General features: G+C 65.3%; 30 protein-coding genes. 23 read left to right on the plus strand and 7 right to left on the minus strand.

Annotated features, from left to right (window positions below; all coding sequences use genetic code 11):
- The first annotated feature begins 32 nt into the window (after window positions 1–32).
- The 17 genes from ndk to H7F35_RS26860 all read left to right on the plus strand — a co-directional run bounded on the left by ndk (window position 33) and on the right by H7F35_RS26860 (window position 16,590).
- Window positions 33–458 (plus strand): nucleoside-diphosphate kinase, encoded by a 426-nt coding sequence (gene ndk, locus H7F35_RS26780; protein ID WP_187109566.1) that lies wholly within the window; start codon window positions 33–35, stop codon window positions 456–458.
- A gap of 21 nt (window positions 459–479) precedes the next feature.
- Window positions 480–1,631, plus strand: coding sequence for a 23S rRNA (adenine(2503)-C(2))-methyltransferase RlmN (gene rlmN, locus H7F35_RS26785; RefSeq protein WP_187109567.1), 1,152 nt, complete (start codon window positions 480–482; stop codon window positions 1,629–1,631).
- Window positions 1,632–1,635: 4 nt separating this feature from the next.
- Entirely contained in the window at window positions 1,636–2,490 is an 855-nt protein-coding gene (gene pilW / locus H7F35_RS26790) for a type IV pilus biogenesis/stability protein PilW (RefSeq protein WP_187109568.1), read from the plus strand.
- A complete protein-coding gene (locus tag H7F35_RS26795) occupies window positions 2,483–3,436 on the plus strand; it encodes a helix-turn-helix domain-containing protein (RefSeq protein WP_187109569.1) in 954 nt (317 codons plus the stop codon). Before pilW ends, H7F35_RS26795 begins: the two co-directional genes overlap by 8 nt.
- Complete coding sequence (gene ispG, locus H7F35_RS26800) at window positions 3,433–4,710, plus strand: flavodoxin-dependent (E)-4-hydroxy-3-methylbut-2-enyl-diphosphate synthase (RefSeq protein WP_187109570.1); 1,278 nt, start codon at window positions 3,433–3,435, stop codon at window positions 4,708–4,710. The genes H7F35_RS26795 and ispG overlap by 4 nt, the downstream gene beginning before the upstream one ends.
- Window positions 4,711–4,725: 15 nt before the next feature.
- Entirely contained in the window at window positions 4,726–6,036 is a 1,311-nt protein-coding gene (gene hisS / locus H7F35_RS26805) for a histidine--tRNA ligase (RefSeq protein ID WP_187109571.1), read from the plus strand.
- 6 nt (window positions 6,037–6,042) lie between these two features.
- Window positions 6,043–6,735 carry a YfgM family protein gene (locus H7F35_RS26810; protein ID WP_187109572.1) on the plus strand — a complete coding sequence of 231 codons (693 nt, stop codon included), beginning with the start codon at window positions 6,043–6,045 and terminating at the stop codon, window positions 6,733–6,735.
- A gap of 7 nt (window positions 6,736–6,742) precedes the next feature.
- Complete coding sequence (bamB, locus tag H7F35_RS26815; RefSeq protein ID WP_187109573.1) at window positions 6,743–7,885, plus strand: outer membrane protein assembly factor BamB; 1,143 nt, start codon at window positions 6,743–6,745, stop codon at window positions 7,883–7,885.
- 60 nt (window positions 7,886–7,945) lie between these two features.
- Complete coding sequence (gene der / locus H7F35_RS26820; RefSeq protein ID WP_187109574.1) at window positions 7,946–9,289, plus strand: ribosome biogenesis GTPase Der; 1,344 nt, start codon at window positions 7,946–7,948, stop codon at window positions 9,287–9,289.
- A gap of 164 nt (window positions 9,290–9,453) precedes the next feature.
- Window positions 9,454–9,699, plus strand: a complete 246-nt coding sequence (gene hfq, locus H7F35_RS26825; protein WP_261803362.1) for an RNA chaperone Hfq — start codon at window positions 9,454–9,456, stop codon at window positions 9,697–9,699.
- A gap of 54 nt (window positions 9,700–9,753) precedes the next feature.
- Complete coding sequence (gene hflX / locus H7F35_RS26830) at window positions 9,754–10,923, plus strand: GTPase HflX (RefSeq protein ID WP_187109576.1); 1,170 nt, start codon at window positions 9,754–9,756, stop codon at window positions 10,921–10,923.
- A 74-nt stretch (window positions 10,924–10,997) separates the two neighbouring features.
- On the plus strand, window positions 10,998–12,368 hold the full coding sequence (hflK, locus tag H7F35_RS26835; protein WP_187109577.1) for an FtsH protease activity modulator HflK: 1,371 nt from the start codon (window positions 10,998–11,000) through the stop codon (window positions 12,366–12,368).
- 17 nt (window positions 12,369–12,385) lie between these two features.
- On the plus strand, window positions 12,386–13,285 hold the full coding sequence (gene hflC, locus H7F35_RS26840; protein ID WP_187109578.1) for a protease modulator HflC: 900 nt from the start codon (window positions 12,386–12,388) through the stop codon (window positions 13,283–13,285).
- A 13-nt stretch (window positions 13,286–13,298) separates the two neighbouring features.
- Entirely contained in the window at window positions 13,299–13,487 is a 189-nt protein-coding gene (locus H7F35_RS26845; RefSeq protein ID WP_124462163.1) for a DUF2065 domain-containing protein, read from the plus strand.
- A gap of 44 nt (window positions 13,488–13,531) precedes the next feature.
- Window positions 13,532–14,692: an ATP phosphoribosyltransferase regulatory subunit gene (locus tag H7F35_RS26850; protein WP_187109579.1), complete on the plus strand. Its 1,161-nt coding sequence runs from the start codon at window positions 13,532–13,534 to the stop codon at window positions 14,690–14,692.
- 23 nt (window positions 14,693–14,715) lie between these two features.
- Complete coding sequence (locus tag H7F35_RS26855) at window positions 14,716–16,047, plus strand: adenylosuccinate synthase (RefSeq protein ID WP_187109580.1); 1,332 nt, start codon at window positions 14,716–14,718, stop codon at window positions 16,045–16,047.
- Between the two features lie 18 nt (window positions 16,048–16,065).
- On the plus strand, window positions 16,066–16,590 hold the full coding sequence (locus H7F35_RS26860; protein WP_187109581.1) for a phosphoribosyltransferase: 525 nt from the start codon (window positions 16,066–16,068) through the stop codon (window positions 16,588–16,590).
- 24 nt (window positions 16,591–16,614) lie between these two features.
- Here the strand turns inward: H7F35_RS26860 and H7F35_RS26865 are convergent, their stop codons facing one another.
- The 4 genes from H7F35_RS26865 to H7F35_RS26880 all read right to left on the minus strand — a co-directional run bounded on the left by H7F35_RS26865 (window position 16,615) and on the right by H7F35_RS26880 (window position 18,878).
- Complete coding sequence (locus tag H7F35_RS26865; RefSeq protein WP_187109582.1) at window positions 16,615–16,800, minus strand: hypothetical protein; 186 nt, start codon at window positions 16,798–16,800, stop codon at window positions 16,615–16,617.
- A 297-nt stretch (window positions 16,801–17,097) separates the two neighbouring features.
- On the minus strand, window positions 17,098–17,547 hold the full coding sequence (locus H7F35_RS26870; RefSeq protein WP_187109583.1) for a VOC family protein: 450 nt from the start codon (window positions 17,545–17,547) through the stop codon (window positions 17,098–17,100).
- A gap of 60 nt (window positions 17,548–17,607) precedes the next feature.
- Window positions 17,608–18,465 (minus strand): helix-turn-helix domain-containing protein, encoded by an 858-nt coding sequence (locus tag H7F35_RS26875; protein WP_187109584.1) that lies wholly within the window; start codon window positions 18,463–18,465, stop codon window positions 17,608–17,610.
- A gap of 74 nt (window positions 18,466–18,539) precedes the next feature.
- Window positions 18,540–18,878 carry a DUF5713 family protein gene (locus H7F35_RS26880; RefSeq protein ID WP_187109585.1) on the minus strand — a complete coding sequence of 113 codons (339 nt, stop codon included), beginning with the start codon at window positions 18,876–18,878 and terminating at the stop codon, window positions 18,540–18,542.
- Window positions 18,879–18,973: 95 nt separating this feature from the next.
- On the opposite strand from H7F35_RS26880, the gene H7F35_RS26885 reads away from it, so the two are divergent.
- Both H7F35_RS26885 and H7F35_RS26890 read left to right on the plus strand, forming a co-directional pair.
- Window positions 18,974–20,167: a PLP-dependent transferase gene (locus tag H7F35_RS26885; protein WP_187109586.1), complete on the plus strand. Its 1,194-nt coding sequence runs from the start codon at window positions 18,974–18,976 to the stop codon at window positions 20,165–20,167.
- Window positions 20,168–20,294: 127 nt separating this feature from the next.
- Window positions 20,295–20,498, plus strand: coding sequence for a hypothetical protein (locus tag H7F35_RS26890; protein WP_187109587.1), 204 nt, complete (start codon window positions 20,295–20,297; stop codon window positions 20,496–20,498).
- 98 nt (window positions 20,499–20,596) lie between these two features.
- Here H7F35_RS26890 and H7F35_RS26895 read toward each other — a convergent pair whose 3' ends face one another.
- Window positions 20,597–21,229: an arylesterase gene (locus tag H7F35_RS26895; RefSeq protein ID WP_261803364.1), complete on the minus strand. Its 633-nt coding sequence runs from the start codon at window positions 21,227–21,229 to the stop codon at window positions 20,597–20,599.
- 36 nt (window positions 21,230–21,265) lie between these two features.
- Here H7F35_RS26895 and H7F35_RS26900 point away from each other — a divergent pair, with 36 nt between their 5' ends.
- The 4 genes from H7F35_RS26900 to rlmB are packed head-to-tail and all read left to right on the plus strand — an operon-like array spanning window position 21,266 to window position 24,315.
- Window positions 21,266–21,988: an ABC transporter ATP-binding protein gene (locus H7F35_RS26900; protein ID WP_187109588.1), complete on the plus strand. Its 723-nt coding sequence runs from the start codon at window positions 21,266–21,268 to the stop codon at window positions 21,986–21,988.
- A gap of 49 nt (window positions 21,989–22,037) precedes the next feature.
- Window positions 22,038–22,538, plus strand: coding sequence for a hypothetical protein (locus tag H7F35_RS26905; protein WP_187109589.1), 501 nt, complete (start codon window positions 22,038–22,040; stop codon window positions 22,536–22,538).
- A 4-nt stretch (window positions 22,539–22,542) separates the two neighbouring features.
- On the plus strand, window positions 22,543–23,523 hold the full coding sequence (locus H7F35_RS26910; RefSeq protein ID WP_187109590.1) for a phage holin family protein: 981 nt from the start codon (window positions 22,543–22,545) through the stop codon (window positions 23,521–23,523).
- A 45-nt stretch (window positions 23,524–23,568) separates the two neighbouring features.
- Window positions 23,569–24,315: a 23S rRNA (guanosine(2251)-2'-O)-methyltransferase RlmB gene (gene rlmB, locus H7F35_RS26915; RefSeq protein WP_187109591.1), complete on the plus strand. Its 747-nt coding sequence runs from the start codon at window positions 23,569–23,571 to the stop codon at window positions 24,313–24,315.
- A 7-nt stretch (window positions 24,316–24,322) separates the two neighbouring features.
- Here the strand turns inward: rlmB and H7F35_RS26920 are convergent, their stop codons facing one another.
- Window positions 24,323–25,525, minus strand: coding sequence for an NAD(P)/FAD-dependent oxidoreductase (locus H7F35_RS26920; protein ID WP_187109592.1), 1,203 nt, complete (start codon window positions 25,523–25,525; stop codon window positions 24,323–24,325).
- Window positions 25,526–25,647: 122 nt separating this feature from the next.
- Window positions 25,648–26,238 carry a helix-turn-helix domain-containing protein gene (locus H7F35_RS26925; protein WP_187109593.1) on the minus strand — a complete coding sequence of 197 codons (591 nt, stop codon included), beginning with the start codon at window positions 26,236–26,238 and terminating at the stop codon, window positions 25,648–25,650.
- Window positions 26,239–26,276 lie beyond the last annotated feature (38 nt).

Raw genomic sequence — 26,276 nt, forward strand, 5'->3', positions numbered from 1 at the left:
CACTTCAAAATCAAAGCTCAGAAAGCATTTCAATGGCTATCGAACGTACCCTCTCCATCATCAAGCCCGACGCCGTCGCCAAGAACGTCATCGGCAAGATCGTTTCCCGTTTCGAGGCTGCCGGCCTCAAGATCATCGCCGCCAAGCTGGTGCACCTGTCGCGCAACGAAGCCGAGCAGTTCTACTCGGTGCACAAGGAGCGTCCCTTCTTCAAGGACCTGGTCGAGTTCATGATCTCGGGCCCCGTGTTCGTGCAAGTGCTCGAAGGCGAAAATGCCATCGCCAAGAACCGTGACCTGATGGGCGCCACCGATCCGAAGAAGGCCGCCGCCGGCACCATTCGCGCCGACTTCGCCGACAGCATCGACGCCAACGCCGTGCACGGTTCGGACGCAGCTGAAACCGCCGCGAACGAAATCTCGTTCTTCTTCGCCGGCCTCAACGTCTACGCACGCTGAAGCTGTTTGTCGACTGATTCCATGACCACGGCCAATCTGCTCGAATTCGATCTCGAGGGGCTGGCCGCGTTCTGCGAAAAACTCGGCGAGAAGAAATTTCGCGCCACGCAACTGTTCCGCTGGATTCACCAGCGTGGCGCGAGCGACTTCACCCAGATGACCGATCTGGCCAAGTCGCTGCGCGAGAAACTCGCCACCACCGCATGCGTCGAGGCCTTGCCGGTTCTCACGCAGCACGAATCCAAGGACGGCACGATCAAGTGGCTGTTCGACGTCGGCGATGGCAATGCCGTCGAAGCCGTATTCATTCCCGAAGACGACCGCGGCACCTTGTGCGTGTCGTCTCAAGCCGGCTGCGCGGTCGGTTGCCGCTTTTGCTCGACAGGGCATCAGGGCTTCAGCCGCAACCTCAGCACGGGCGAAATCGTCGCCCAGCTGTGGTTTGCCGAACATTTCCTGCGCAAGCATTTGAAGCGCACGGAGCGCGTCATCTCCAACGTGGTGATGATGGGCATGGGCGAGCCGCTGCAGAACTACTCGGCGTTGGTGCCGGCATTGCGCACCATGCTCGACGACAACGCCTATGGCCTGTCGCGCCGCCGTGTCACCGTGTCGACCTCTGGCGTCGTGCCGATGATCGACCGCCTGGGCGCCGATTGCCCGGTGGCCATGGCCGTGTCGCTGCATGCGCCCAACGACGCGCTGCGCGACGACCTCGTGCCGCTCAATCGCAAGTACCCGATTGCCGAGCTGCTCGAAGCCTGCAAGCGCTATCTGGCGCACGCACCGCGCGACTTCATCACCTTCGAGTACTGCATGCTCGACGGCGTGAACGACCAGCCCGAGCATGCGAAGCAACTGGTCGAACTGGTGCGCACGCATGGCGTGTCGTGCAAGTTCAACCTGATCCCGTTCAATCCGTTTCCGGCCTCGGGCCTGCTGCGCTCGCCGCAACCCCGCGTGCTGGCATTCGCCAAGACGCTGAGCGAAGCCGGCCTCGTGACCACCGTGCGCAAGACGCGCGGCGACGACATCGATGCCGCCTGCGGGCAGCTCGCCGGCGACGTCAAGGATCGCACCCGCGCGGCCGAGCGCATGGCTCAGCGCCGTGCGACCGCCGAGCACCCCATTGTTTTGCATCCGGTCCGCAAGACCGCCCCCCAGGAGCATTGACGCAATGAGCATGGCCTTTCCGATGACGACCGCAAGCGCGCAGCGAATGCTGGCCGCAAGCTTTGCCGGCGTCGCCGTGGCGTTTCTGCTCGCGGGCTGCGTCAACACGCGGACCACCACCACCAGCTTGGCCGACAGCAGTTCGGGCAAGGGCTCGGAGATCGTGACCGAGTCCGACGAGACCAGCCGGCAGCGCCGTGCACGCCTGCGCATGGAACTCGCCTCCGGCTATTTCCAGAATGGCCAGACCACCGTGGCCCTCGACGAGATCAAGCAGGCACTGGTCGCCGATCCGAACTACGCCGACGCCTACAACCTGCGCGGCCTGGTCTACATGCGGCTCGAAGATGCGGGCATGGCCGAAGACAGCTTCCGCCGCGCCATTGCCATCAATCCACGCGACCCCAACATCCGCCACAACTACGGTTGGCTGCTGTGCCAGCAGAACCGCTATGGCGATGCGGCGCAGCAGTTCACCGAAGCGCTCGCGGTGCCCGGCTACACCGACCGCGCCAAGACACTGATGACGCAGGGCGTCTGCGAGCTCAAGGCCGGTCTGCGCCCGCAGGCGGAACGCAGCCTGATGCAGGCCTACGAGATCGATGCCGGCAACCCGGTGGTCGGTTTCAACCTGGCCTCGGTGCTCGCGCAGCGCGAAGAATGGTCGCGCGCGCAGTTCTACATCCGCCGCGTCAACAACAGCCCCTCGGCCAGCGCCGAGACGCTCTGGCTCGGCATCAAGATCGAGCGAAAGCTCAACAACCGCGAGGCCGTTGCACAGTTGGGAGGCCAACTTCAGCGACGTTTCCCCCAGTCGCGGGAGGCATCAGCGTACGAGCGCGGGAATTTCAATGACTGATCGGGTTTCGGAGTTCGGCACTTCCGCGGCGCAGCCGCTCGAGGAAGGCGACATCAAGCAAAAGACGGCCGGCGACATGCTTCGCGAGGCACGCGAGGCCCATGGCCTGCACATCGAGATGGTGGCTGCCGCGCTGAAGGTACCGCCGCAGAAACTCCTGGCGCTCGAGGCGGACGACATTGCGTCGCTGCCCGACCCGGTCTTCGCCCGCGCGCTGGCCAGCAGCGTCTGCCGCGCGCTGCGCATCGACCCCGCGCCGGTGCTTGCGAAACTGCCCAGCACGCACAAAGTGTCGCTGGCTGTGGCCGATCGCACGATCAAGACGAACATCACCTCGGGAACGCCGCGCTGGAACAACAGCAGCCGCTCCAGCGGGCTGCCGTCGCGCGCCCTGTTGACGGTCGTGGTGCTGCTGCTGGTGGGCGCGGGTGCGCTGTTCTGGCTGCCACAGTCGGTGTTCGATCAGATCGGCGCCTCCGTGTCGCGCCTGACCGCGCGTGGTGAATCCGATGCGGGTTCGACGACCGAGCCTTCCGCAAACGGACAATCTTCAGGTGCTTCGGGCGTGGTTGCTGAGACCGTTCCCGCGCAGGCCGTGGCACCGAACGGGCCCGCAGGCGATGCCCCTGCTGCAGCCAGCGCCAATGCTGCGACGACACCGGCGCCCGCCGTGGCTGCGTCCGCGGCCCCTGTCGAGAGCAGCAGCCAGCAGCTCGTTTTCGTCGCACGCGAAGAGTGCTGGATCACCGTGACCGAAGCCGGCGGCAAGCAGTTGCTGCGCCGCAGCCTGAAGGCCGGCGAAACGGTCGGGCTGTCGGGCACGCTGCCTTTGTCCGTCGTGATCGGCCGCGCTTCGGCCGTCGATGTGCAGGTGCGCGGAAAAGCCTACGATCTGAAGCCTGTCACCCGCGGTGGCGGCGTGGCGCGTTTCGAGGTGACATCGTGACCGACTGCACTCCCCAACCCATCGAATCGGCGGCGCCCAAGGCGCGCCGTTCGCGCCAGGCCAGCGTGGTCTGGGGCCCGCGTGTCGTCACGGTCGGTGGCGATGCGCCTGTGCGCGTGCAGTCCATGACGAACACGGACACGGTCGACGCCATCGGCACGGCCATCCAGATCAAGGAACTGGCCATCGCCGGTTCGGAGATGGTGCGCATCACCGTCAATACGCCTGAAGCAGCAGCGCAGGTGCCCTACATCCGCGAGCAGCTCGATCGCATGGGCATCGACGTGCCGCTGATCGGCGACTTCCACTACAACGGCCACCGCCTGCTGACCGACTATCCGGCCTGTGCAGAAGCGTTGAGCAAGTACCGCATCAACCCCGGCAACGTCGGCAAGGGCGACAAGCATGATCGCCAGTTCGGCCAGATGATCGATGCCGCCATGCGCTGGAACAAGCCGGTGCGCATCGGCGTGAACTGGGGCAGCCTCGACCAGGAGCTGCTTGCCAGCCTGATGGACATCAACAGCCAGCGCGCCGAGCCCTGGGATGCCAAGCAGGTGATGTACGAAGCGCTGATCACCTCGGCCATCGAGTCCGCCAAGCTGGCCGAATCGATGGGCATGAGCGGCAATCAAGTCATCCTGTCGTGCAAGGTGAGTGGCGTGCAAGACCTGATATCGGTCTACCGCGAGCTTGCCAAGCGCTGCGACTATCCGCTGCACCTGGGGCTGACTGAGGCGGGCATGGGCACCAAGGGCACGGTGGCCTCGGCCACGGCGCTGTCGATCCTGCTGCAAGAGGGCATTGGCGACACGATCCGCGTGTCGCTCACGCCGCAGCCGGGTGAGTCGCGCACGCAAGAAGTGGTGATTGCTTCCGAGATTCTCCAGGCCCTGGGCCTGCGCATCTTCGTGCCGAGCGTCACCGCCTGTCCGGGCTGTGGCCGCACCACGAGCACCACCTTTCAGGAGCTGGCCAAGCAGATCGACGACTACTTGCGCATGCAGATGCCGGTCTGGCGCAAGAAGTATCCGGGCGTCGAGACGATGAAGGTGGCCGTCATGGGCTGCATCGTCAACGGCCCCGGCGAGAGCAAGCACGCCGACATCGGCATCAGCCTTCCCGGCACCGGCGAGGCGCCCGCCGCGCCGGTCTTCATCGACGGCGAAAAGGCCCTCACGCTGCGCGGCGACAATATCGCCAACGAGTTCCATCAACTCGTAGAAACCTACATCGAAAAGCGCTTCGGCGGCGAACACGCCGTCGCTGCCTGACACCTCCGCAGATCCATGGCTGATAAATTGAATGCCGTCAAAGGCATGAACGACATATTGCCGCCCGAATCGGCGCGCTGGGAGTGGCTTGAAGCCACCGTGCGCGACCTGATGGGGCGCTATGCGTACCGCAACGTCCGTACACCGATCCTGGAGCACACGGCGCTGTTCGTGCGCGGCATCGGCGAGGTGACGGACATCGTCGAGAAGGAGATGTACTCCTTCCACGACCGCTCGGACAAGTACGGCGACAACGACCATCTGACGCTGCGGCCCGAGAACACCGCTGGTCTGGTGCGCGCGGTGATCGAGCACAACATGCTGTACGACGGCGGCAAGCGCCTCTGGTACATCGGCCCGATGTTCCGTCGCGAAAAACCGCAGCGAGGGCGCTTTCGCCAGTTCCACCAGATCGGCGCCGAGGCACTCGGCTTCGCCGGCCCCGATGTCGATGCTGAACTGATCCTGCTCGCGAATGCGCTCTGGAAGCGGATCGGGCTGACCGACGTTCGCCTCGAACTCAACAGCCTGGGCCAACCGGCCGAGCGCGCGCTGCATCGCGCCCAGCTCGTTGCCCACTTCGAGAAGCATGTCGACAAGCTCGATGAAGACGGCAAGCGCCGCCTGCACAGCAATCCGCTGCGCATCCTTGACACCAAGAATCCGGCGATGAAGGAAGTCGTCGAATCGGCGCCGAAGCTGATCGACTTTCTCGGTGCCGAGTCGCTCGCGCACTTTGATGGCCTGAAGGCCATCCTCGATGCGAATGGCGTGACCTACACCATCAATCCGCGTCTGGTGCGTGGGCTCGACTACTACAACCTCAGCGTGTTCGAGTTCGTGACCGACCGCCTCGGCTCGCAAGGCACCGTGTGCGCGGGCGGCCGCTACGACGACCTGATCGCGCAGATCGGCGGCAAGCCGGCGCCCGCCGTGGGCTGGGCGATGGGCGTGGAGCGCGTGCTCGACCTGATGAAGGAGCAGGGCACCGACATTCCCATGCCCGTGCCTGACGTCTATGCCGTCGTGCCCGATGCGGCAGCCATGCCCGTGGTGCTGGGCACGCTGCAGCAACTGCGCGACGCCGGTGTCCGTGTGCAGATGCATGCGGCCACGGTCGATGGCCTCGGCAGCTTCAAATCGCAGTTCAAGCGGGCCGACAACAGCGGTGCCACCTACGCCCTGATCTTCGGCGCCGATGAACTTGCACGCGGCGAAGTGACTCTCAAGGCGCTGCGCGACGGAAGCGGTGCGCAAACTTCCCGAACGCTTGCTGAAGTGGCCACCTGGGCCGCCACCCTACAATCGCCGGCTCCCAACATCTGACTGCGCATGGCAACCCATCTCGATCTCGAAGAACAGGAACAGCTCGACCAGCTCAAGCATTTCTGGAATACCTACGGCACCCTGATCACCTGGGTCGTGCTGCTCGTCGCCGGTGCCTTCGTGGCCTGGAACGGTTGGCAGTACTTCCAGCGCAACAAGGCTGCACAGGCCGCAGCGCTCTACGACGAGGTCGAGCGCAGTACGCAGTCCGGCGACGTCGAGCGCATCCAGCGTGTACTGGGTGACATGAAGGCGCGCTTTGCCGGCACCACTTATGCACAACAGGCCGGCCTGCTGGTCGCCAAGACGCTGTACGAAAAGGGCAAGGTCGAAGAATCGCGCGCTGCGCTGGGCTGGGTGGCGCAGAGCGCCATCGACCCGGGCTATCAGGCCATTGCCAAGTTGAGGCTCGCGGCCGAATTGCTCGACAGCAAGTCGTACGACGAAGCCCTCAAGCAACTCGACGGCAAGGTGCCCACAGAATTCGAGCCGCTGGTGGCTGATCGCAAGGGCGACATCTACCTGGCCCAAGGCAAGCGCGACGAAGCCCAGCTCGAGTACCGCAAGGCCTGGACTGGCCTTGGCGTTGCCTCCGACTATCGCCGCCTGATCGAGATCAAGCTCAACGCGGTCGGTGTCGACCCGAAGAGCCTGGCCCCGGTCGTTACCGTCACTCCCGCAGCCCCCAAAACTCCCTGACCGCATCATGAATTTCAAGCGTTTCATGCCTGAATCGACCGCCTTGCGTGCGGGATCAGCTATTGTTTTGGTAGCACTCTTGGCCGCCTGTTCTGGCACCAGCAAACCGAAGCCGGCCGAGCTTCCTGCCAACCCCTCCCTGATCGGCGTGCGCCAAGCCTGGTCGGTGAAGATTTCTGAAGTCGGCTTTCCGCTCACTACCGATGTCAGCGGCGACACGGTGACCGTGGCAGGCAGCGACGGCACCGTGGTTGCCATCGACGCCCGTGCCGGTCGCGAGACCTGGCGCGCCAACGCCGGTGCCCCGCTGGCGGCAGGTGTCGGCAGCGACGGCTCGATGGCCGCGGTGGTCACTACCGGCAACGAACTGGTCGCCATTCAAAACGGCAAGGTCCTGTGGAAGCAGAAGCTGTCGGCCCAGGCCTTCACCGCACCGCTGGTCGCTGGCCGTCGCGTGTTCGTGCAGACCGCCGATCGCAGCATCAGCGCCTGGGACGGCCAGAGCGGTCGTCGCCTATGGATCCAGCAGCGCGCTGGTGAAAATCTCGTACTGCGCAAGTCGGGCGTGCTGATCGCCGTGGGCGACACGCTGGTGGCCGGCATCGGCGGCCGGCTGGTGGGTATCAACCCCGCCAACGGCACCTCGCGCTGGGAATCTCCCATCGCTGCGCCGCGCGGCACCAACGACGTGGAACGCCTGGTCGACCTGACCGGCAGCGTGAGCCGCGTCGGCGATTCGGTTTGCGCACGTGCGTACTACGCCAGCGTCGGTTGTGTCGAAACCCAGCGCGGTACGCTGGTTTGGAGCAAGCCGGCTTTGGGCGCGGATGGCGTCAGCGGCGACCAAGGCTTCGTCTACGGCACCGAGACCGACGGCAGCGTCGTGGCTTGGCGCCGTGCCGATGGCGAGCGCGCCTGGGCATCGACCCGCTTCAAGAACCGTGACCTGACATCGCCGCTGGCCGTGGGCCGTTCGCTCGTCATTGGCGAGAACACCGGCTCCCTGCATTTCGTTTCGCGCGAAGACGGCGCACTGCTCAATCGCGTCACGCCCGATGGCTCCGCCATCACCGTCGCGCCGGTCATGGCCGGCAATACGGTTGTGGTCGTGACTGCCAAGGGTGGCGTGTTTGGCTATCGCCCTGAATAATTTCTTCTTTTCTCACTCGCAAGGCCCGACCATGAAAACCGCGCCATCGAAAGGCCGGCCATGAAGCCGGTCGTGGCCCTGGTCGGGCGTCCCAACGTCGGCAAGTCGACGCTGTTCAATCGCCTGACCCAGACGCGCGACGCCATCGTCGCTGACTTTGCCGGACTCACGCGCGACCGCCATTACGGCAATGGCCGCCTGGGCAAGCACGAGTTCATCGTGATCGACACCGGCGGCTTCGAGCCCGACGCGGGCAGCGGCATCTACAAGGAAATGGCCAAGCAGACGCGGCAGGCCGTGGCTGAAGCCGATGTGGTGATCTTCGTGGTCGATGCCCGCGAGGGTCTTTCAGCGCAAGACCACGACATTGCCAACGAACTGCGCAGGCTCGGCAAGCCCTGTGTGCTGGCGGCCAACAAAGCCGAGGGCATGCACGACGGCACCAAGCTCGTGGATTTCTACGAACTCGGTTTCGGCGATGTGCACGGCGTGTCCGCTGCGCACGGGCAGGGCATGCGTGACCTGGTCGAGCTGGCCCTGGAGCCGCTGAACCTCCCCGATCCCGACGACGAGACGGACGAAGACGACGCCAACAAGCCGATCAAGCTGGCGGTGGCGGGACGGCCCAACGTGGGCAAATCCACGCTGATCAATACCTGGCTCGGCGAAGAGCGCCTGGTGGCATTCGACATGCCGGGCACCACGCGCGATGCCATCTCGGTGCCGTTCGAGCGCAATGGCCAGCACTTCGAGCTGATCGACACGGCGGGTCTGCGTCGCAAGGGCAAGGTATTCGAGGCGATCGAGAAGTTCTCGGTGGTCAAGACGCTGCAGGCCATCGAATCGGCCAACGTCGTGCTGCTGCTGCTCGATGCCACGCAGGGCGTGACCGATCAAGACGCGCACATTGCCGGCTACATCCTCGAAAGCGGCCGCGCGGTGGTGATTGCCATCAACAAGTGGGATGCGGTCGACAGCTACCAGCGCGAGCAGATCCAGCGGCAGATCGAAACCCGGTTGCCGTTTCTGAAGTTTGCGGCGCTGCATTTCATTTCGGCCATCAAGCGCCAGGGCCTGGGTCCGGTGTGGCAGGCAATTGCGCAGGCCCACAAGTCGGCGACGCGCAAGATGTCTACTCCGGTGCTGACTCGGCTGTTGCTGGAAGCGGTGCAGTTCCAGGCGCCCAAGCGCGGTGGGATGTTCCGCCCCAAGCTGCGTTATGCGCATCAGGGTGGCATGAATCCGCCCGTGATCATCATTCACGGCAATTCGCTGGAGCATGTGACCGAGGCGTACAAGCGCTTTCTCGAAGGGCGCTTTCGCAAGGAGTTCGACCTTGTCGGCACTCCTTTGCGGATCCAGTTCAAAAGCTCTGCAAACCCGTTTGCCGACAAGGACGACTGAGCGGGCTTGGCCGCCGATGGCGTCTGATGAGTTGCAGCAGGATCGGAAGTTCCGTCTTTTGAGAACCGTTATTTTCTCAAGGCTTTTGACCCCGATTGCTGCAGCGCAGAAACCCTGTGTTAAGGTCATCTCTCCAACAACTACTCTTGAACACGGAGAATATCGTGAGCAATAAAGGGCAACTTCTGCAAGACCCGTTTCTGAACACCTTGCGTCGTGAGCATGTGCCGGTTTCCATTTATTTGGTGAACGGTATCAAGCTGCAGGGCCAGATCGAGTCTTTTGACCAATACGTCGTGTTGCTTCGCAATACAGTGACGCAAATGGTCTACAAGCACGCCATTTCCACCATCGTGCCGGGTCGTGCCGTCAACTTCTCGGCTGCCGAGAACGACGACGCCACTGCCTGATCGCGCGGAGCGCGGCGGCTTGCCGCCGCGCTTTTTCCCTATTTCTGATTCCGCTTGTCTGAACTGATCCCACGCCAGGAAGGCGCCGCCGTTCTCGTCGGCGTTGACTTCGGTCTGCCCCATTTCGACAGCGAACTCGAGGAACTCGGCCTGCTTGCGCAGACCGCGGGCCTGACGCCTGTCGCCCGTCTCGCGTGCAAACGCAAGGCGCCCGATGCCGCATTGTTTGTCGGCAGTGGCAAGGCCGAGGAAATCAAGGAACTGGCCGCCCTGCACAGGGCGAGCGAAGTCATCTTCGACCAGTCCTTGAGTCCTGCGCAGCAGCGCAATCTCGAGCGCCAGCTCGATGTCGCGGTGTACGACCGCACCTTCCTCATTCTCGAAATCTTCGCCCAGCGCGCCCGTTCGCACGAAGGCAAGCTGCAGGTGGAGCTTGCTCGCCTGCAGTACCTCAGCACGCGGCTGGTTCGTCGCTGGTCCCACCTGGAGCGCCAAACCGGTGGTGCGGGTGTGCGCGGCGGCCCCGGCGAAAAGCAGATCGAACTTGATCGCCGGATGATCAACGAGTCGATCAAGCGCACACGCGAGCGCCTGGCCAAGGTGCAAAAGCAGCGCGGCACGCAACGCCGTCAACGCGAGCGTCGCGAGACCTTCAACATCTCGCTCGTGGGCTATACCAACGCGGGCAAGTCGTCGTTGTTCAATGCGCTCGTCAAGGCTCGCGCCTATGCGGCCGACCAGCTCTTCGCCACGCTCGACACCACCACGCGCAACCTCTACCTGGGCGATGCGCGGCGCCAGGTGTCGATCTCCGACACCGTGGGCTTCATCCGCGACCTGCCGCACGGTCTGGTCGACGCGTTCAAGGCCACGCTGCAGGAAGCGGTCGACGCCGACCTGCTGCTGCATGTAGTCGACGCCTCCAACCCGCACTACCCCGAGCAGATGGGCGAGGTTCAGTCGGTCTTGCGCGACATTGGCGCCGAGGACGTTCCGCAACTGTTGGTATTCAACAAGCTCGATGCTCTTGAAAGCGCGCAGCATCCGCTGCATCTGCAGGACGAGATGGAAATCGACGGCGTGCAGGTCTCCCGCATCTTCCTCAGTGCCAAGAGCGGCGAGGGCGTGCCATTGCTGCGCGCCGAGCTTGCCCGGCGGTCGGGCTCCGTAGTCGATACGATGACCCCTGGGGCAGACGCTGAATTGCACGATGCCGGCAATTGATTGGGCACAATCCCGCCACTGACAAGAGAACAAAGCGAATGAATTCAAAGCCAGCGCGGAGAGGGTTTTTAGGCATGTTCAATCTGAACGATGGCCGGTGGGGTCGCGGCGACGAGCCGTCCTCCAACGGCGACCGTCCGGCCGGCAACCGCCCCCCTGATGCCAATCCCCCGGGCGCACCGACGCCGCCCCCGCCTTCGGGCAACAACAACGGTGACCGCCCCCGTGGTCAAGGCCCCAACCAGGGCCCGCCTGACCTCGACGAACTCTGGCGCGACCTCAATCGCAAGCTCGGCGGCTTCTTCGGCGGCGGCAAGGGCGGTGGCAATCGTCCCAGCGGCGGCAACAGCAACGGTGGCGGCAACGGTTTCAAGCCAGACATGAAAAACGCAGGATTCGGCCTGGGTCTCGTGTTGGCCGTGGCCGTCCTGATCTGGCTCGGCACCGGTTTCTTCATCGTGAACGAAGGCCAGCAGGCCGTCGTCACCCAGTTCGGTCGCTACAAGACCACCGTGGGCGCCGGTTTCAACTGGCGCTTGCCATACCCGATCCAGCGCCACGAAGTGGTCGTGACCACGCAGATCCGCTCCACCGACGTGGGTCGTGACGCGATCGTCCGCTCCACGGGCTTGCGTGAATCGGCCATGCTGACCGAAGACGAGAACATCGTCGAAATCAAGTTCGCAGTGCAGTACCGCCTGAGCGATGCGCGCGCCTGGCTCTACGAGAGCAAGTCACCCGCCGAAACCATCGTGCAGGTGGCTGAAAGCTCGGTGCGCGAAGTGGTCGGCAAGATGAAGATGGATGCGGCGCTTGCTGAAGAGCGCGACCAGATCTCGCCACGCGTGCGCGCGCTGATGCAGACCATCCTCGATCGCTACAAGGTCGGCGTCGAAGTCGTCGGCATCAACCTGCAGCAGGGTGGCGTGCGTCCGCCCGAGCAGGTTCAGGCTGCGTTCGACGATGTGCTCAAGGCCGGCCAGGAACGCGAGCGCGCCAAGAACGACGCACAGGCTTATGCCAACAACGTCGTGCCGCTCGCCACTGGTACCTCTTCGCGCCTCAAGGAAGAGTCCGAGGCCTACAAGGCGCGGATCGTGGCACAGGCACAAGGTGACGCCGGCCGCTTCAGTGCCGTGCTGGCCGAGTACCAGAAGGCACCGCAGGTCACTCGCGACCGCATGTACACGGACGCCATGCAGCAGATCTATGCCAGCACCACGAAGGTGCTGGTCGACAGCAAGCAGGGCTCCAACCTGCTGTATCTGCCGCTCGACAAGCTGATGCAGATGAGCGGCAACAGCGCGGCGGCAACGCCTGTCGATGCGGCCAGCCCCAGTGTTGCCGGCACCGCGCCGAGCCAGTCGTCGGTGATCCCGGTGGCGCCCGTGACAAGCGACGTGCGCGCCCGCGACGGCCGCTCGCGTGACCGCGACGTGCGTTGAAAAAGGCCTAGAAGAACATGAACAGAATCGGATTCATCGCCTCGTCGATCCTTGTCTTGCTCGTGCTGCTGAGCTCGACCCTCTTCGTGGTCGACCAGCGCCAGTTCGGCGTGGTCTATGCCCTCGGCCAGATCAAGCAGGTCATTACCGAGCCCGGCCTCAACTTCAAGCTGCCGCCGCCGTTCCAGAACGTGTCGTACATCGACAAGCGCCTGCTGACGCTGTCGAGCCTGGACACCGAGCCCATGCTCACCGCTGAAAAGCAGCGCGTGGTGATCGACTGGTACGTGCGCTGGCGCATCTCCGACCCGCAGGCCTACATCCGCAACGTCGGCCTCGACGAAAACGCGGGTGCCATGCAACTGAACCGCGTGGTGCGCAATGCGTTCCAGGAAAACATCAACAAGCGCACCGTGCGCGACCTGATCTCGGTGCGCCGTGAGGCCCTGATGGCCGACGTGCAGCGCGAAGTGCTGTCGGTCGTGAAGGGCGCCAAGCCCTGGGGCGTGGACGTCGTCGACGTGCGCATCACGCGTGTCGACTACGTGGAAGCCATTACGGAATCGGTCTATCGCCGCATGGAGGCCGAGCGCAAGCGCGTCGCCAACGAACTGCGCTCCACCGGTACGGCCGAAGGCGAAAAGATTCGCGCCGACGCCGACCGACAGCGCGAAGTGATCGTGGCGAACGCCTACCGCGATGCGCAGAAGATCAAGGGCGAGGGCGATGCCCAGGCCGCTTCGGCCTACAGCGAGGCTTTCGGCCGCGATCCGCAGTTTGCCCAGTTCTATCGCAGCCTCGAGGCCTACAAGCAGAGCTTCAACAAGAAGAGCGACGTGTTGGTGCTCGACCCGTCGTCTGACTTCTTCCGTGCCATGCAAGGCTCGGGATCGACCACCAACGCGCCTCGTCGTTGATTCGTTCGGAGCTGTGAGCGCCGACACATTCTGGAGCGCGCTGGCGCTCGTCCTGGTGATCGAAGGCATCCTGCCTTTCTTGTCGCCGGGAGGGTGGCGGCGCGGCTTCGGGCAGCTCATGCAGCTGCGCGACGGCCAGCTTCGTTTCTTTGGACTTTGCAGCATCCTGCTGGGTTTGGCACTCCTTTGGGTCTTGGGGTAGCGCGGTCCCGGTAGAATCCCGGTTTAACCACGCCCCCGATTCCCATGTCCGCCTGGGTCCTCCCGGATCACATTGCCGATGTGCTGCCTTCCGAGGCGCGCCACATCGAAGAACTTCGACGCCAGTTGCTCGATACCGCCCGTGGCTATGGCTACGAGCTGGTAATGCCGCCACTGCTCGAGCATCTTGAGTCGTTGCTGTCCGGCACCGGCGAGGCGCTCGACCTCCAAACCTTCAAGCTTGTCGACCAGCTTTCCGGCCGCAGCATGGGCCTTCGTGCCGACACCACCCCCCAGGTGGCGCGCATCGATGCCCACCTGCTGAACCGCGATGGCGTGACCCGCCTGTGCTACTGCGGTCCGGTGCTCCACACCCGGCCCGACCGGCCGCACGCCACCCGTGAGCCGCTGCAGTTCGGTGCCGAGATCTACGGCCATGCCGGCCTCGAAGCCGACACCGAAACCCTGCTGCTGGCGCTCGACTGCCTGGATGCCGCCGGCTTGCGCGACGGTGTGATCGTCGATCTGGCCGATGCCCGCATCGTGCGTGCGCTGTTCGCCGGCGTGCCGGTCGATGCTGCGGCGCTGGCTCGCGTGCATGCGGCGCTGGCCGCCAAGGATGCGAGCGAGCTGCAGTCGCTCACCAAGGATTTCCCCGCTGCCTCGCGCGACGGCCTGCGTGCGCTCGTCCAGCTTTATGGCGACGCGTCGGTGCTCGACGAGGCCGCGAAGGCCCTGCAGGGCACGCCCGAGGTGGGTGTTGCGTTGGCCGACCTGAAGCAACTGGCAGCCGGCCTGAACGGTGTGGCGGGTCGCCAGATCAGCTTCGACCTGGCCGACCTGCGCGGCTACGCCTACTACAGCGGCATGCGCTTCGGCATCTACGTGCCGGGCGCGGCCGATTCGCTGGTGCGCGGCGGCCGTTATGACGAGGTCGGCGCTGTGTTCGGCCGCAACCGTCCCGCCGTCGGCTTCAGCCTTGACGTGCGCGAGCTGGTCGGCGTGCTGCCGGCCCGCCCGCTGCGCGCCGCCATCCGTGCGCCCTGGAGCGACGCGGCCGGGTTGCACGAGGCGATTGCCAAATTGCGCAAGGCCGGTGAAACGGTTGTCTGCGTGCTGCCGGGACACGGCAGCGAAATCGATGAATTCCACTGCGACCGCGAGCTCGTCGAGCAAGCGGGCCAGTGGAATGTCCGAGCGATCTGAATTTTTGAAGTAATGGAACGAGCATGAGCGTAACCACCGGAAGAAACGTGGTCGTCGTTGGTACCCAGTGGGGCGACGAAGGCAAAGGCAAGCTGGTCGACTGGCTGACGGAAAGCGCCCAGGGCGTGGTCCGCTTCCAGGGCGGCCACAACGCGGGCCACACGTTGGTCATCAACGGCGTGAAGACCGCGTTGCACCTGATCCCGAGCGGCATCATGCGGCCCGGCGTCAAGTGCTACATCGGCAACGGCGTGGTGCTGTCTGCTGCCAAGCTGTTCGAGGAAATCGAAGGGCTGGAGAAGGCCGGCGTCGAAGTGCGCTCGCGCCTGCGCATCAGCGAGGCCTGCCCGCTGATCCTGCCGTTCCACGCCGCATTGGACATCGCGCGCGAGGCCTATCGCGAAAAGGGTGGCATCGAGAAGATCGGCACCACCGGCCGCGGCATCGGCCCGGCCTACGAAGACAAGATTGCCCGCCGCGCGCTGCGCGTGCAGGACCTGAAGCACCCGGAGCGCTTTGCGACCAAGCTGCGCGTGCTGCTCGAGCTGCACAACCACGTGCTGACGCAGGTGCTGAGCGCCCCGGCCATCGACTTCGACGAAGTCTTCGACGAGGCCATGAGGCACGCCGAGCTGCTCAAGCCCATGATGGCCGACGTCTCGCGCGAGCTGAACGACGCGCATCGCAACGGCGCCAACCTGCTGTTCGAAGGCGCACAGGGCACGCTGCTCGACGTCGACCACGGCACCTATCCGTACGTCACCTCCAGCAACTGCGTGGCCGGCAATGCCGCCGCCGGTTCGGGCGTGGGCCCTGGCATGCTGCACTACATCCTGGGCATCACCAAGGCGTACTGCACGCGCGTCGGTGGCGGTCCGTTCCCGACCGAACTTGATTGGGCCACGCCGGGCACCCCGGGCTATCACATGAGTACCGTGGGCGCTGAGAAGGGCGTGACCACCGGCCGCAGCCGCCGTTGCGGCTGGTTCGATGCCGCGCTGCTCAAGCGCTCGGCGCAGGTCAACGGCCTGTCGGGTCTGTGCATCACCAAGCTCGACGTGCTGGACGGCCTCGAAAAGCTCGAGCTGTGCACCGGCTACGAACTCGATGGCGAAATCACCGACATCCTGCCGATGGGCGCCGACGAAATCGAGCGGTGCACGCCGATCTACGAGACCCTCGAAGGCTGGAGCGAAAGCACCGTGGGTGTCACGCAGTACGACAAGCTGCCGATCAATGCGCGGCTGTACCTGCAGCGCATCGAGCAGATCACGGGCGTGCCGATCCACATGGTTTCCACGAGCCCCGACCGCGATCACACGATCATGATGCGCCACCCTTATCTCGCCGACTGAACAGGAACGAACCAGACCATGTTGACCGAAGACGGCAAACATCTCTACGTCAGCTACGACGAGTACAACAACCTGATCGAGAAGCTCGCGATCAAGGTGCACCAGTCGAACTGGGAGTTCGACACCATCCTGTGCCTGGCGCGCGGTGGCATGCGTCCCGGCGATGTGCTCTCGCGCATCTTCGACAAGCCGTTGGCGATCATGTCGACCAGCTCGTACCGCGCCGATGCAGGCACGGTGCAGGGCCACCTCGACATCGCCCGCTTCATCACCACGCCTAAGGGCGAGATCGCCGGCAAGGTACTGCTGGTGGACGACCTGGCCGACTCGGGCCACACGCTGCACGCGGTGATGGACATGCTGCGCAACAACTACAAGCCAATCACCGAGCTGCGCAGCGCGGTGATCTGGACCAAGGCGCTGTCGACCTTCACGCCCGACTACTCGGTCGAGTACCTGGCAACGAACCCCTGGATCCATCAGCCCTTCGAGGGCTACGACTCGCTCGGCGCTGCGAAGCTGCTCGAGAAGTGGTCGGTCTGACCAACAACCCCTGAGCCTGCGGGCTCAGGTGCGCCGCAGCACTTCGGTCGCTTCCATCGCGGTGCCCGCAACGGGCCGCCGCGCGACCAGATAACGTTGCTGCGGCAGCATCGCTTCGAAAAAGGGCAGGCTTGGCGTAGAAAAGCGTTCGCCTCGTTGCGCCGCAGGCGCGTTCGAGGCGCCGTTGTTCGGGGTGCGTGCGAATGACACCGGGAGCTCCCCTCCGCGAATGTCCCCCGCTTCGCTCCTCCTTTATTTCGCTGCGGGGAGCACCCGGTGTCATTCGCACATGGACACGCTGCTGGTGCATCGCCGATCAACGACCGCTTTGCATAACGCTCACGTCGATACGGGGCTCTTTTTCGCGAAATAAAGGAGGAGCGAAGCGGGGGACATTCGCGAAAAAGAGCACCGTGTCGGCGTGAGCGACGTCCTGAACAGCCGCAGCGCGTCACGCACAACGTGCCGAAATCAAAAAGCAAGGCCTGCTGACGTTCGGGGGGCGAGTCAGCCCGCGGAATCGAACATCGCCGTGTAGCGCCGCTGCATCTCTTCCGGCGTCATCTTCTCGATGCTGTGCCCCACGTTCCAGCGATGACCGAAGGGGTCGCGGAAAACGCCCGAGCGCTCGCCGTAGAACTGGTCCTGCGGCGCCATGTCGAGCGTCGCGCCGGCCGCGACCGCACGGGCCACGACCGCATCGGCGTTGTCGACATGCAGATGCAGCGTGACAGCGCTGCCGCCAAGCGTTTTGGCGCTGAAGATGTTGCACTCGGCGAATTCGTCTGAAATCATCAGGATCGCGCCGTTATGGAAGTCCAACTCTGCGTGGCCGATGCGGCCGCTGGGTTCGGTGAGGCGAAAGATTTCCTTCACCTCGAACACCTCGCAGTAGAAGTCGATGGCCGCGCCGGCGTCGTGCACGCACAGGTACGGAAACAGCTCGTGGATTGCCATGATGGTTGCCTTTCGGGGAGGGGATGCAGGTCGTGGCGCTGATTCTGGCGCGCCGTGCCGCTAGCGTCTTGAACGAATTTGACCTGCGGCCGGCACATGTCTTGGCGATGCTGCACCAGCCAGCCTCCAGGCCTGTGGCGACATGCCCGCGAGGGCGGAGAACTCGCGGCTCAGATGGGCCTGGTCGGCGTAGCCTGCGTCGAGCGCGATGTCGATCCAGTTCCGTGCGGGATCGGCCGCCAGCGCGAGCGCGCGGTCGAAGCGCATCACGCGCGCGTATTCCTTGGGGCCGAGGCCGATGGTGCCGCGAAAGAGCGCAATGAAGCGGCGGTGGCTGTAGCCGCTGTCCGCCACCAAGGCCGCAATCGATGGGTTCGAGGAGGTCAGCGGGCCCAGCGTTGCTGCCACGGCCGGATGCAGGCCATGCAGGCCGGCGCGCAACGAGGTGGCGATGCGTTGCGTCAGCAGTGCCTCGAACACCTGCAACTGGAGCGCCGGCTCGTCGGCTTCGTGGAGCCTTTCGAGCGCGTCTGCCGCCTGCCGTTCGCCCCACACCGCTTCGAGCGGGGTGTGCTGCCCGGCCAGCGCGTCTTCGGGTGCACCGAGGAGGGCGCGGGCGGCTCCCGGCTGCAGCTGCGCGCCGACCGAGCGCGTGGTCACCGACAGATCACGCAGATAGAACGCAGCACGCGCGCCGCCGATGATCGCGTGGCCAAAGGTCTGGCCCCGTGCGTCGTCGGTGCGGTCGAACAATTTCAACGGCGGGCCGGACAGCCGAAAGACCAGATGCATGCCGCCGGTGGGCAGCACATGTTCGCGGGCACCGGGCCGCTCGGCGGGTGTGTCGCCGGGCGCCGAAGCCCACAGCAGCCGCACGAAGGGCCGCAGATGCGGGGCAGGGGGCCGTGTCAGATGCATGCGGTGAAGCCCGTGAAAAGCAGGCGATGGCACATCGGCGCATTGTGCGCCGGGCGCGGCATCGGGCAGCCGGCTTACCAGTCGCGCGGCGAGATCAATTCTTCGGTGTCGATGTCGAACCCGTAGGCCTTCGCGATGGTCTCGAAGTCCGCGGCAATGGCTTCGCGTGCGGCGGTTTCGAGTTCGCTGCCGTTCTCGTCGAACTCTTCGGCGAGCGCATTGAATTCTTCCGTGGCGGCATGCGTCAGCCGCAGCAGGCTGGCGTTGTCCGAAGGCTTTTGCGCTTCGATCGCCTCGCACAGGCGAACGAAGATCTGCTTGCACTTGTCCACCAGGAAATCGGGAAAGTACGCGTCGAGGTACATCTCCTGGAGGAAGGGGTGGTTCAGCAGCTGCGGGTTGGTGATCGGCATGAAACGGGTTCCTGGTTTCCCGGCGGCGCGGGCGGGAGCGCCAGTCTAGGGCGAGGCGTTTTCCGGGATATGACGGTCGCGCTAGCATCGGGCACATGAGCAAGCCTTCCACGACACTGATTCATCACCCTTACACCCCGCCCGACACCTTCGCCGCGCCGCAGCCCGGCGTGTTCAAGGCGTCGACCGTGTTCTTCGCCGACGTGGCCGCCATGCGCGCGCGCGACTGGAAGACCAAGGCCGGCTACACCTACGGCCTTCACGGCACGCCGACCACCTTCACGCTCGAAGAGCGACTGGCCACGCTCGAAGGCGGCACCGAATGCCTGCTGGTGCCCAGCGGCCTGGCAGCCATCTCGCTGGTCTCGTTCGCGTTCCTGAAGACCGGCGACGAGGTGCTGATTCCCGACAACGCCTACGGCCCCAACAAGGCGCTGGCCACCGGCGAGCTTGCCAACTTCGGCATCACCCATCGCATGTACGACGCGATGAATCCGGTCGACCTGGAGGCCAAGATTTCGCACCGCACGCGGCTGGTGTGGGTCGAGGCGGCGGGTTCGGTGACGATGGAGTTTCCGGACCTGCCCGCGCTCGTGAACATCTGCCGTGCGCGCAGCGTGATGACGGCGCTCGACAACACCTGGGGCGCGGGCCTTGCGTTCGCGCCCTTCGATTTCAATGACAGCGGGCAGGGTGTCGACATCTCGGTGCATGCGCTCACCAAGTACCCCAGCGGCGGTGGCGATGTGCTGATGGGCAGCGTGGTCACGCGCGACGAGCGGCTGCACCGCGCGCTCAAGCTCACGCACATGCGCATGGGCTTCGGCATCGGCGTGGGCGATGTGGAAACGCTGCTGCGTTCGCTGCCCAGCATCTCGCTGCGCTATGCCGCGCACGATCGTGCAGCGCGCGAGTTGGCGGGTTGGCTCAATGGTTGCGAAGAAATTGCACAGGTGCTGCACCCGGCGCTGGAAGACTCGCCCGGCCATGTCCACTGGCGTGCACTCTGTGGTGCCACCGACCTGGCAGCAGGCCTGTTCTCTGTCGTCTTTGATGAGCGCTACAGCACCGAGCAGGTCGACCGCTTCTGCGACAGCCTGAAGCTGTTCCGCCTCGGCTATTCGTGGGGCGGGCCGGTCAGCCTGGTGGTGCCTTACGACATCGGGCTCATGCGTGACGCCAGCGTGGCGCGCTGGCCCTACAAGGGCACGCTCGTGCGCTTCTCGGTCGGCCTCGAAGACGTGGACGATTTGCGGGCCGATCTGCAACAGGCGCTCGCGAGGATGTAGCGCGGATGTAAAAAAGCGCGTCGACCGCCTTGGGAAGTCAGCTTCCGGGCGCTCTGAAGACGTACCGTTATCGCTTACAGTAGGCCAACGCGCAGTCACCGTGACTGCCTCGCCCCAAGGAGAAGCAGTGGCAACACCAAATTACGGCTACGAAAAGCGCCAGAAAGAACTGGCCAAGAAGAAGAAAAAGGAAGAAAAGCTCCGCGAAAAGCAGTATCGCAAGCTCGGCCCGAGCAGCGATGGACTGGCTCCCGGAGACCCGGAAACCGATGTGGCCTCGCTCGAACGCGATCCACCCACGGTGCCCGAGTTGCCCACCAAGAACGGTTGATCCGCTCCTGGCATCCCCATCAAGAAGCCGCCGCAGGCCTGTGCCTGTGGCGGCTTTTTCTTTGCCGCCGCCACAGTGCCGCACAGCGGCTTCCGGCTTTACTTCGGCAGCAGCTTGCGAAGCTCGGGCCAGACGTTGTCGAGCAGTTGCGGCTGCGCCACCGCTGTTGGATGGATGCGATCGGCCTGGAACAGCGAGATCGCATCGGGCGCATCCGCCACGCCCTTGAGCAGGAAGGGCACGAGCGCCGCCTTGGTCGCGCTGGCCACCTTCGAGAACACCGCCTCGAAGCGTCGCGTGTAGTCGCCGCCATAGTTCGGCGGCACCTGGATGCCGACGATCAGCACCTTCGCGCCAGCGGCCTGCGCAGCCTTGGTGATCTGCAGGAGGTTGTCTTCGGTGTTGGCAAGCGGCAGGCCGCGCAGCGCGTCGTTGGCGCCCAGCTCCACCACCACGTAGCCGGGCTTGTGCTGAGTCAGCAGGGCCGGAAAGCGGGCACGGCCACCGGAGCTGGTGTCGCCGCTGATGCTGGCGTTGACCACGGTCGCGGCAATCTTCTGCTGCACAAGCCTTTTTTCGAGCAAGGGTACCCAGCCCTCGCCGCGCTTGAGGCCGTACTCTGCACTCAGCGAGTCCCCCAGCACCAGGATCACCGGCTTGCCTGCCGTCGTGGCCTGGGCTTGCGCCGCGGTCGTCCATGCCCCCGCGCTGCCGAGCGCGGCGGTGGTCAAGATAAAGTCACGTCGATTCAAAACCAAAGCCTTTCCATGTCCCAACCCCCGTCTGATGCCATTGTCGCCGTCGAGCATGTCTTCAAATCCGTCACCGACTCGACCGGTACGCTGGACATTCTGCAGGACATCGATTTCACCCTCGGGGCACGGGAAACCGCCGCCATCGTCGGCGCCTCGGGCTCCGGCAAGAGCACCTTGCTGTCGATCATCGCGGGCCTCGACACGCCCACGCGCGGCACCGTGAAGCTGGCGGGCGACGATCTCTTTGCCATCGACGAAGACGAGCGCGCCGCGCTGCGCGCCCAGCGCGTGGGCTTCGTGTTCCAGAGCTTCCAGTTGCTCGGCAACCTGAGCGCCCTCGAGAACGTGATGCTCCCGCTGGAGCTGGCCAACCGCAAGGACGCCCGCAAGGCCGCCACCGAGATGCTCGGGCGCGTCGGCCTGGGCCAGCGGCTGGCCCACTACCCGAAGGTGCTGTCGGGCGGCGAGCAGCAGCGCGTGGCGCTCGCCCGTGCCTTCGTGGTGCAGCCGGCCTTGCTGCTGGCCGACGAGCCCACCGGCAGCCTCGACTTCGCCACCGGCGAGCAGGTGATGAAGCTGATGTTCGACCTCAACCGCGAACTGGGCACCACGCTCGTGCTCGTGACCCATGACCGCGGCATCGCGGCCCGTTGCGAGCGCCGCATCACCATCGAGGCCGGGCGCGTGTCGCTCAATGAAAAAACGCCTGTATCGAGCGTCGAATCAGCGCTATAAGCTATCAAATAAATAGCGGTACACAATCAAGCAAGTGGAGGAGATGCCCATGGACACGCTACCCCCCGAAGCCGTGCTCGCGCTGCAGCGCGGCAGGCTCATCGAGGCTATCAAGATCGTGCGCGACAGCACGGGACTTGACCTGAAATCGGCCAAGGAGGCCGTCGAGCGCTACGCCAAGCGCCAGCAAGAGCAGCCCGAATGGCAGGAAGCCGACTGGGGCCGTGCCGAGCCCGACGTCGCCATGCAAGACAGGGGCTTCGCCTCGATGCCGTCCACCGCGCTTGCCGCCCTGGCACAGGGCAACAAGGTCGAGGCCGTCCGCCTCACGCGCGACGCCACCGGGCTGGGCCTGGCCGCGGCCAAGCGGCTGGTCGAGAACCACGAGAACCCGGCAGCGGGCGACTTCGGCCATCTGCCGTCGGAGATGCCGCGCAACCCGATGGCCGAGCCCGGCCGCGTGCAGCCTGGCGGCTACAAGTGGCTGCCGGCGGCCATCGTCCTGCTGGTCGTGGCGATGGCCTGGGTCTACTTCGGCGGAAAGGGCTGAGGCGATGATCGTTCCCCAGTTCTGGGCCGAAGGCCGCATCCAGGAGCAGGTGGCAGGCAAGCAGTTCACGGTGCGTCGTTACGGCTGGTCCGACGACAGCCCGCTGGCTGCGCAGGCGCATGCTGACCAGCGCACCCGCGAGGCTTTCGACCGCATCGCCAGTGGCGAAAAGCTCGACCGCCGCGAACGCAAGATGGCCTACAACGGCGCCGACGGCGTGCCGATCCGCGAGGAAATCATCGAGCGACAGGGCGACACCGTCATCACGCGCAACAGCTATGGCGCGCGCTGCCTCAACACGCCCGACGTGCTGTTCGTCGACATCGACTTCGACGAACCACTGCGCGGCAGCCTGTTCCTCTTTGCGCTGTTTCCGGCGCTGATCGCCAGCGTGGTCGGCGGCTGGGCGGCCCGGACCTGGCTGGGCGGGCTGATCGCGTTCTTCGTCGTCTTTGCCGTGGCCTACGCCATCGGCCGGCGCAAGAAGCGCGGCGAGCCTACCGACAACCCCACGCCCGAGAAGCAAGCGGCCGAGCGCATCGGGCGCTTCGTTCACCAGCACCCGGACTGGCACCTGCGCATCTACCGCACGCCGGCGGGCTTCCGGGTGCTGGCCATGCACGACGTGTTCAGCCCCAATGACGCGGTGGTGGCCGACTGCTTCCAGTTGATGGGCGTGGACAAGGTCTATGCGCGCATGTGCCGCAACCAGAACTGCTTTCGGGCCCGCCTGAGCGCCAAGCCCTGGCGCATCGGCATCAGCGAGCCGATGCGGCCGCGGCCCGGTGTGTGGCCGGTGTCGCCCGACAAGCTGCCGGTGCGCGACGCCTGGGTGGCGCGCTATGAAACGGCCGCCGAAGGCCATGCCGCCTGCCAGTACCTGGAGAGCGTGGGCAACACCGCACGCCTGCACCCCAGCGCGCAGGCCGTGCAGGAACTGCATGACGAACGTACCCGCGCGAACAGCGGTTTTCCGCTGGCCTGACGGGTCCGAAGTCGGTCGAAGCCTGGGGGTGGGGATAATCGGAGGATGTCTTCCCCTAAAGTGATCTTCGGCTTCCATGCCGTGGGCGTGCGCATCAAGACCGCGCCCAAATCGGTGCTCGAAGTGATGTTCGACACCAGCCGGCGCGATGCGCGCATGAAACAGTTCATTGCGCGTGCGCAAGAAGCCGGTGTGCGGCTGGTCGAGGCCGATGGCCTGCGGCTGTCCAAGCTCAGCGGCAGCCACGGCCACCAGGGCGTGGTCGCGCGGGTCGAGCCCGCCCCGCAAATCCATTCGCTCGACGAACTGCTCGAAGGCCTCGAAGCGGCCGGCACCGTGCCGCTGCTGCTGGTGCTCGACGGCGTGACCGACCCGCACAACCTCGGCGCCTGCCTGCGCGTGGCCGATGGTGCCGGCGCGCATGCGGTGATCGCGCCCAAGGACCATGCGGCCGGCATCAACGCCACCGTGGCCAAGGTGGCGAGCGGCGCGGCCGAGACCGTGCCGTACTTCATGGTCACCAACCTTGCACGCACGCTCAACGAGCTCAAGGAACGCAGCATCTGGTGCGTGGGCACCAGCGACGACGCGCCGGGCACCATCTACCAAAGCGACTTCAAGCGCCCGCTGGCGCTGGTGTTGGGCGCGGAGGGCGAGGGCATGCGCCAGCTCACCCGCAAGACCTGCGACGAGCTGGTGAGCATTCCGATGGCCGGTGCGGTCGAGAGCCTGAACGTCTCGGTGGCCAGCGGCGTGTGCCTCTACGAGGCGATGCGCCAGCGCAGCCTCTGAGCGCCGGCTATTCCTTCGATGGTGGGCCGCCCTTGCGGTGGAAGTAGATGAGTTCCGCCACGCGCCGCATCTGCGGCGTGCCCAGCAGGTGGTTGAACATCCAGTCGCTCTGGAAGTTGTCGAAGGCCCAGCGCAGCGTGCGCTTGAGCAGGAAGCTCGGGTAGCTGCGCACGAACCAGGTGGCCGGATCGTCGGCCTCGCCGCGCACGAAGCGCGCCACGGCCTCACCCGCGCGTTCGCCGTGCTGCAGCGCCGTGTGAATGCCGCCCGCGGTGACCGGCGACACCATGCCGGCCGCGTCGCCCACCAGCAAGGCCCGTTCGCGCGCGACCGTCGGTAATACACCGCCGCAGGGGATCATGCCGGCGCGCACCGCCACCGGTGGCGCATCGCCCGGCGTCACCACCGAGGCGATCTTGCGCAGCAGCGGGTCGAGCCGCAGCGCTCCCGCGTCGTTGTGCCCCATGCGGCGCGCCAGGCCGATCTGGCTCACGCCCACACCGTCGAGTGCCCAGCCGATGTAGCCGGGTGCCAGCTTGCGGTCGATGAAGCAATGCAGCAGGTCGGGCGCCATGCGCGCGCCCTGGTATTCATGCTCGATGCCGTACAGGAAGCGCGTGTTGCGCGACAGGCCGAGCGCCTTGGCCACGCGCGAGTGCGGACCGTCCGCGCCCACGAGGTACGTGGCCGTGATGCACGGGCCTTGCGTCACAGGGACTTCCCAGCGGCCGTTCACCCACAGCGCCTGCTCGAAGAGTGTGCCGAGTCGCACATCGACGCCGCAGGCACGGGTTGATTCCACCATCCAGTCGAGCAGCGCGGGCGCATCGGTGGCCCAGAACCAGTAGCCAGGCGCGTGCAGGTCCACGTGGCGCATGTTGGGCGCGTAGAGCCGCACGCCTTCGATGCGGCGCACGAGCGCGGGCGGAACTTCGCCCAGCCACGGCACGCTGTCGACCGCGTCCTTGACGATGATGCCCGTCGTGTGCAGCTTGGCGCCGGCGCTGGTCTTCTTCTCCAGCACCATCACGCTGAGCCCGGCAAGGGCCGCGGCGCGGGCGCAGGCCAGGCCAGCAAAGCTCGCGCCCACCACAAGAAGATCGACCTTGAGGCTGCCGATGCTGTTGATGGCCGTGGGCGCGGGGGCCGTACCGGCCGCGGCAAAAGAGGCGGGGGCGAGAGGAGAAAAGAAGCTGGAGGAAGTTGTCATGGAGCAGCTGACCGAAGTCGATGAGCACCGCGATCTGCGGCGTGCATGCGAAGTTAGCGATGCCATGTGCGCGCGGCGTGAAGCCTGTGTGAACTCCCGTTCGAGCGCCCACGCTCACGCGGCTACTCCGGGCTGGCCACCAGCAAATAGCGGCAGGCGCTGCGCCCCAGGGCCTTGAAGACCAGCGGCCGGTCGACGCCGAAGTCGAGGCAGTCACCGGGCGCCAGCTCGAAGCGTTCGTCGCCGTAGTCCACCCGCAACGCGCCTTCGAGCATCCACAGGCACTGGCGATAGGGCTTGCCGCTCCATCGCGGGTAGCTGACCTGCGCGGAGCGCGGCAGCTCGACTTCGACCAGTTCCACGCCGCTGCCTGCATGTCGCTCCGCGACCTGTCGGCGCAGGTAGCCCGCCTCGGGGTCGCGCCAGGTTTCCTGCGCGGCACGCGCACGCAACCTTTGGGGCTGCGCCTTGTCCTCGGTCAGAAGCTGCGCCAGCGGCACGCCGAGCCCGGCGGCCAGGCGCCCCAGTAGCACGGCCGTGGGGCTGCTCTGCGCGCGCTCGACCTTTGAAATCATCGCCTTGCTGACGCCCGAGCGCTCGGCCAGCTCGGCGAGGCTGAGCCCTTGCGCCTGTCGCAGGGCCAGCAGGCGGGTGGCGATGAGCGCGTCGATGTTCGCGGCCGGGTCGCTCGAAGCAGATGCTGTGTTTCTCATATGAGATTATTATTCTCCTATATTGAACGACTGGACGT

The organism is Variovorax sp. PAMC26660 (assembly GCF_014302995.1).
GTDB lineage: Bacteria > Pseudomonadota > Gammaproteobacteria > Burkholderiales > Burkholderiaceae_C > Variovorax.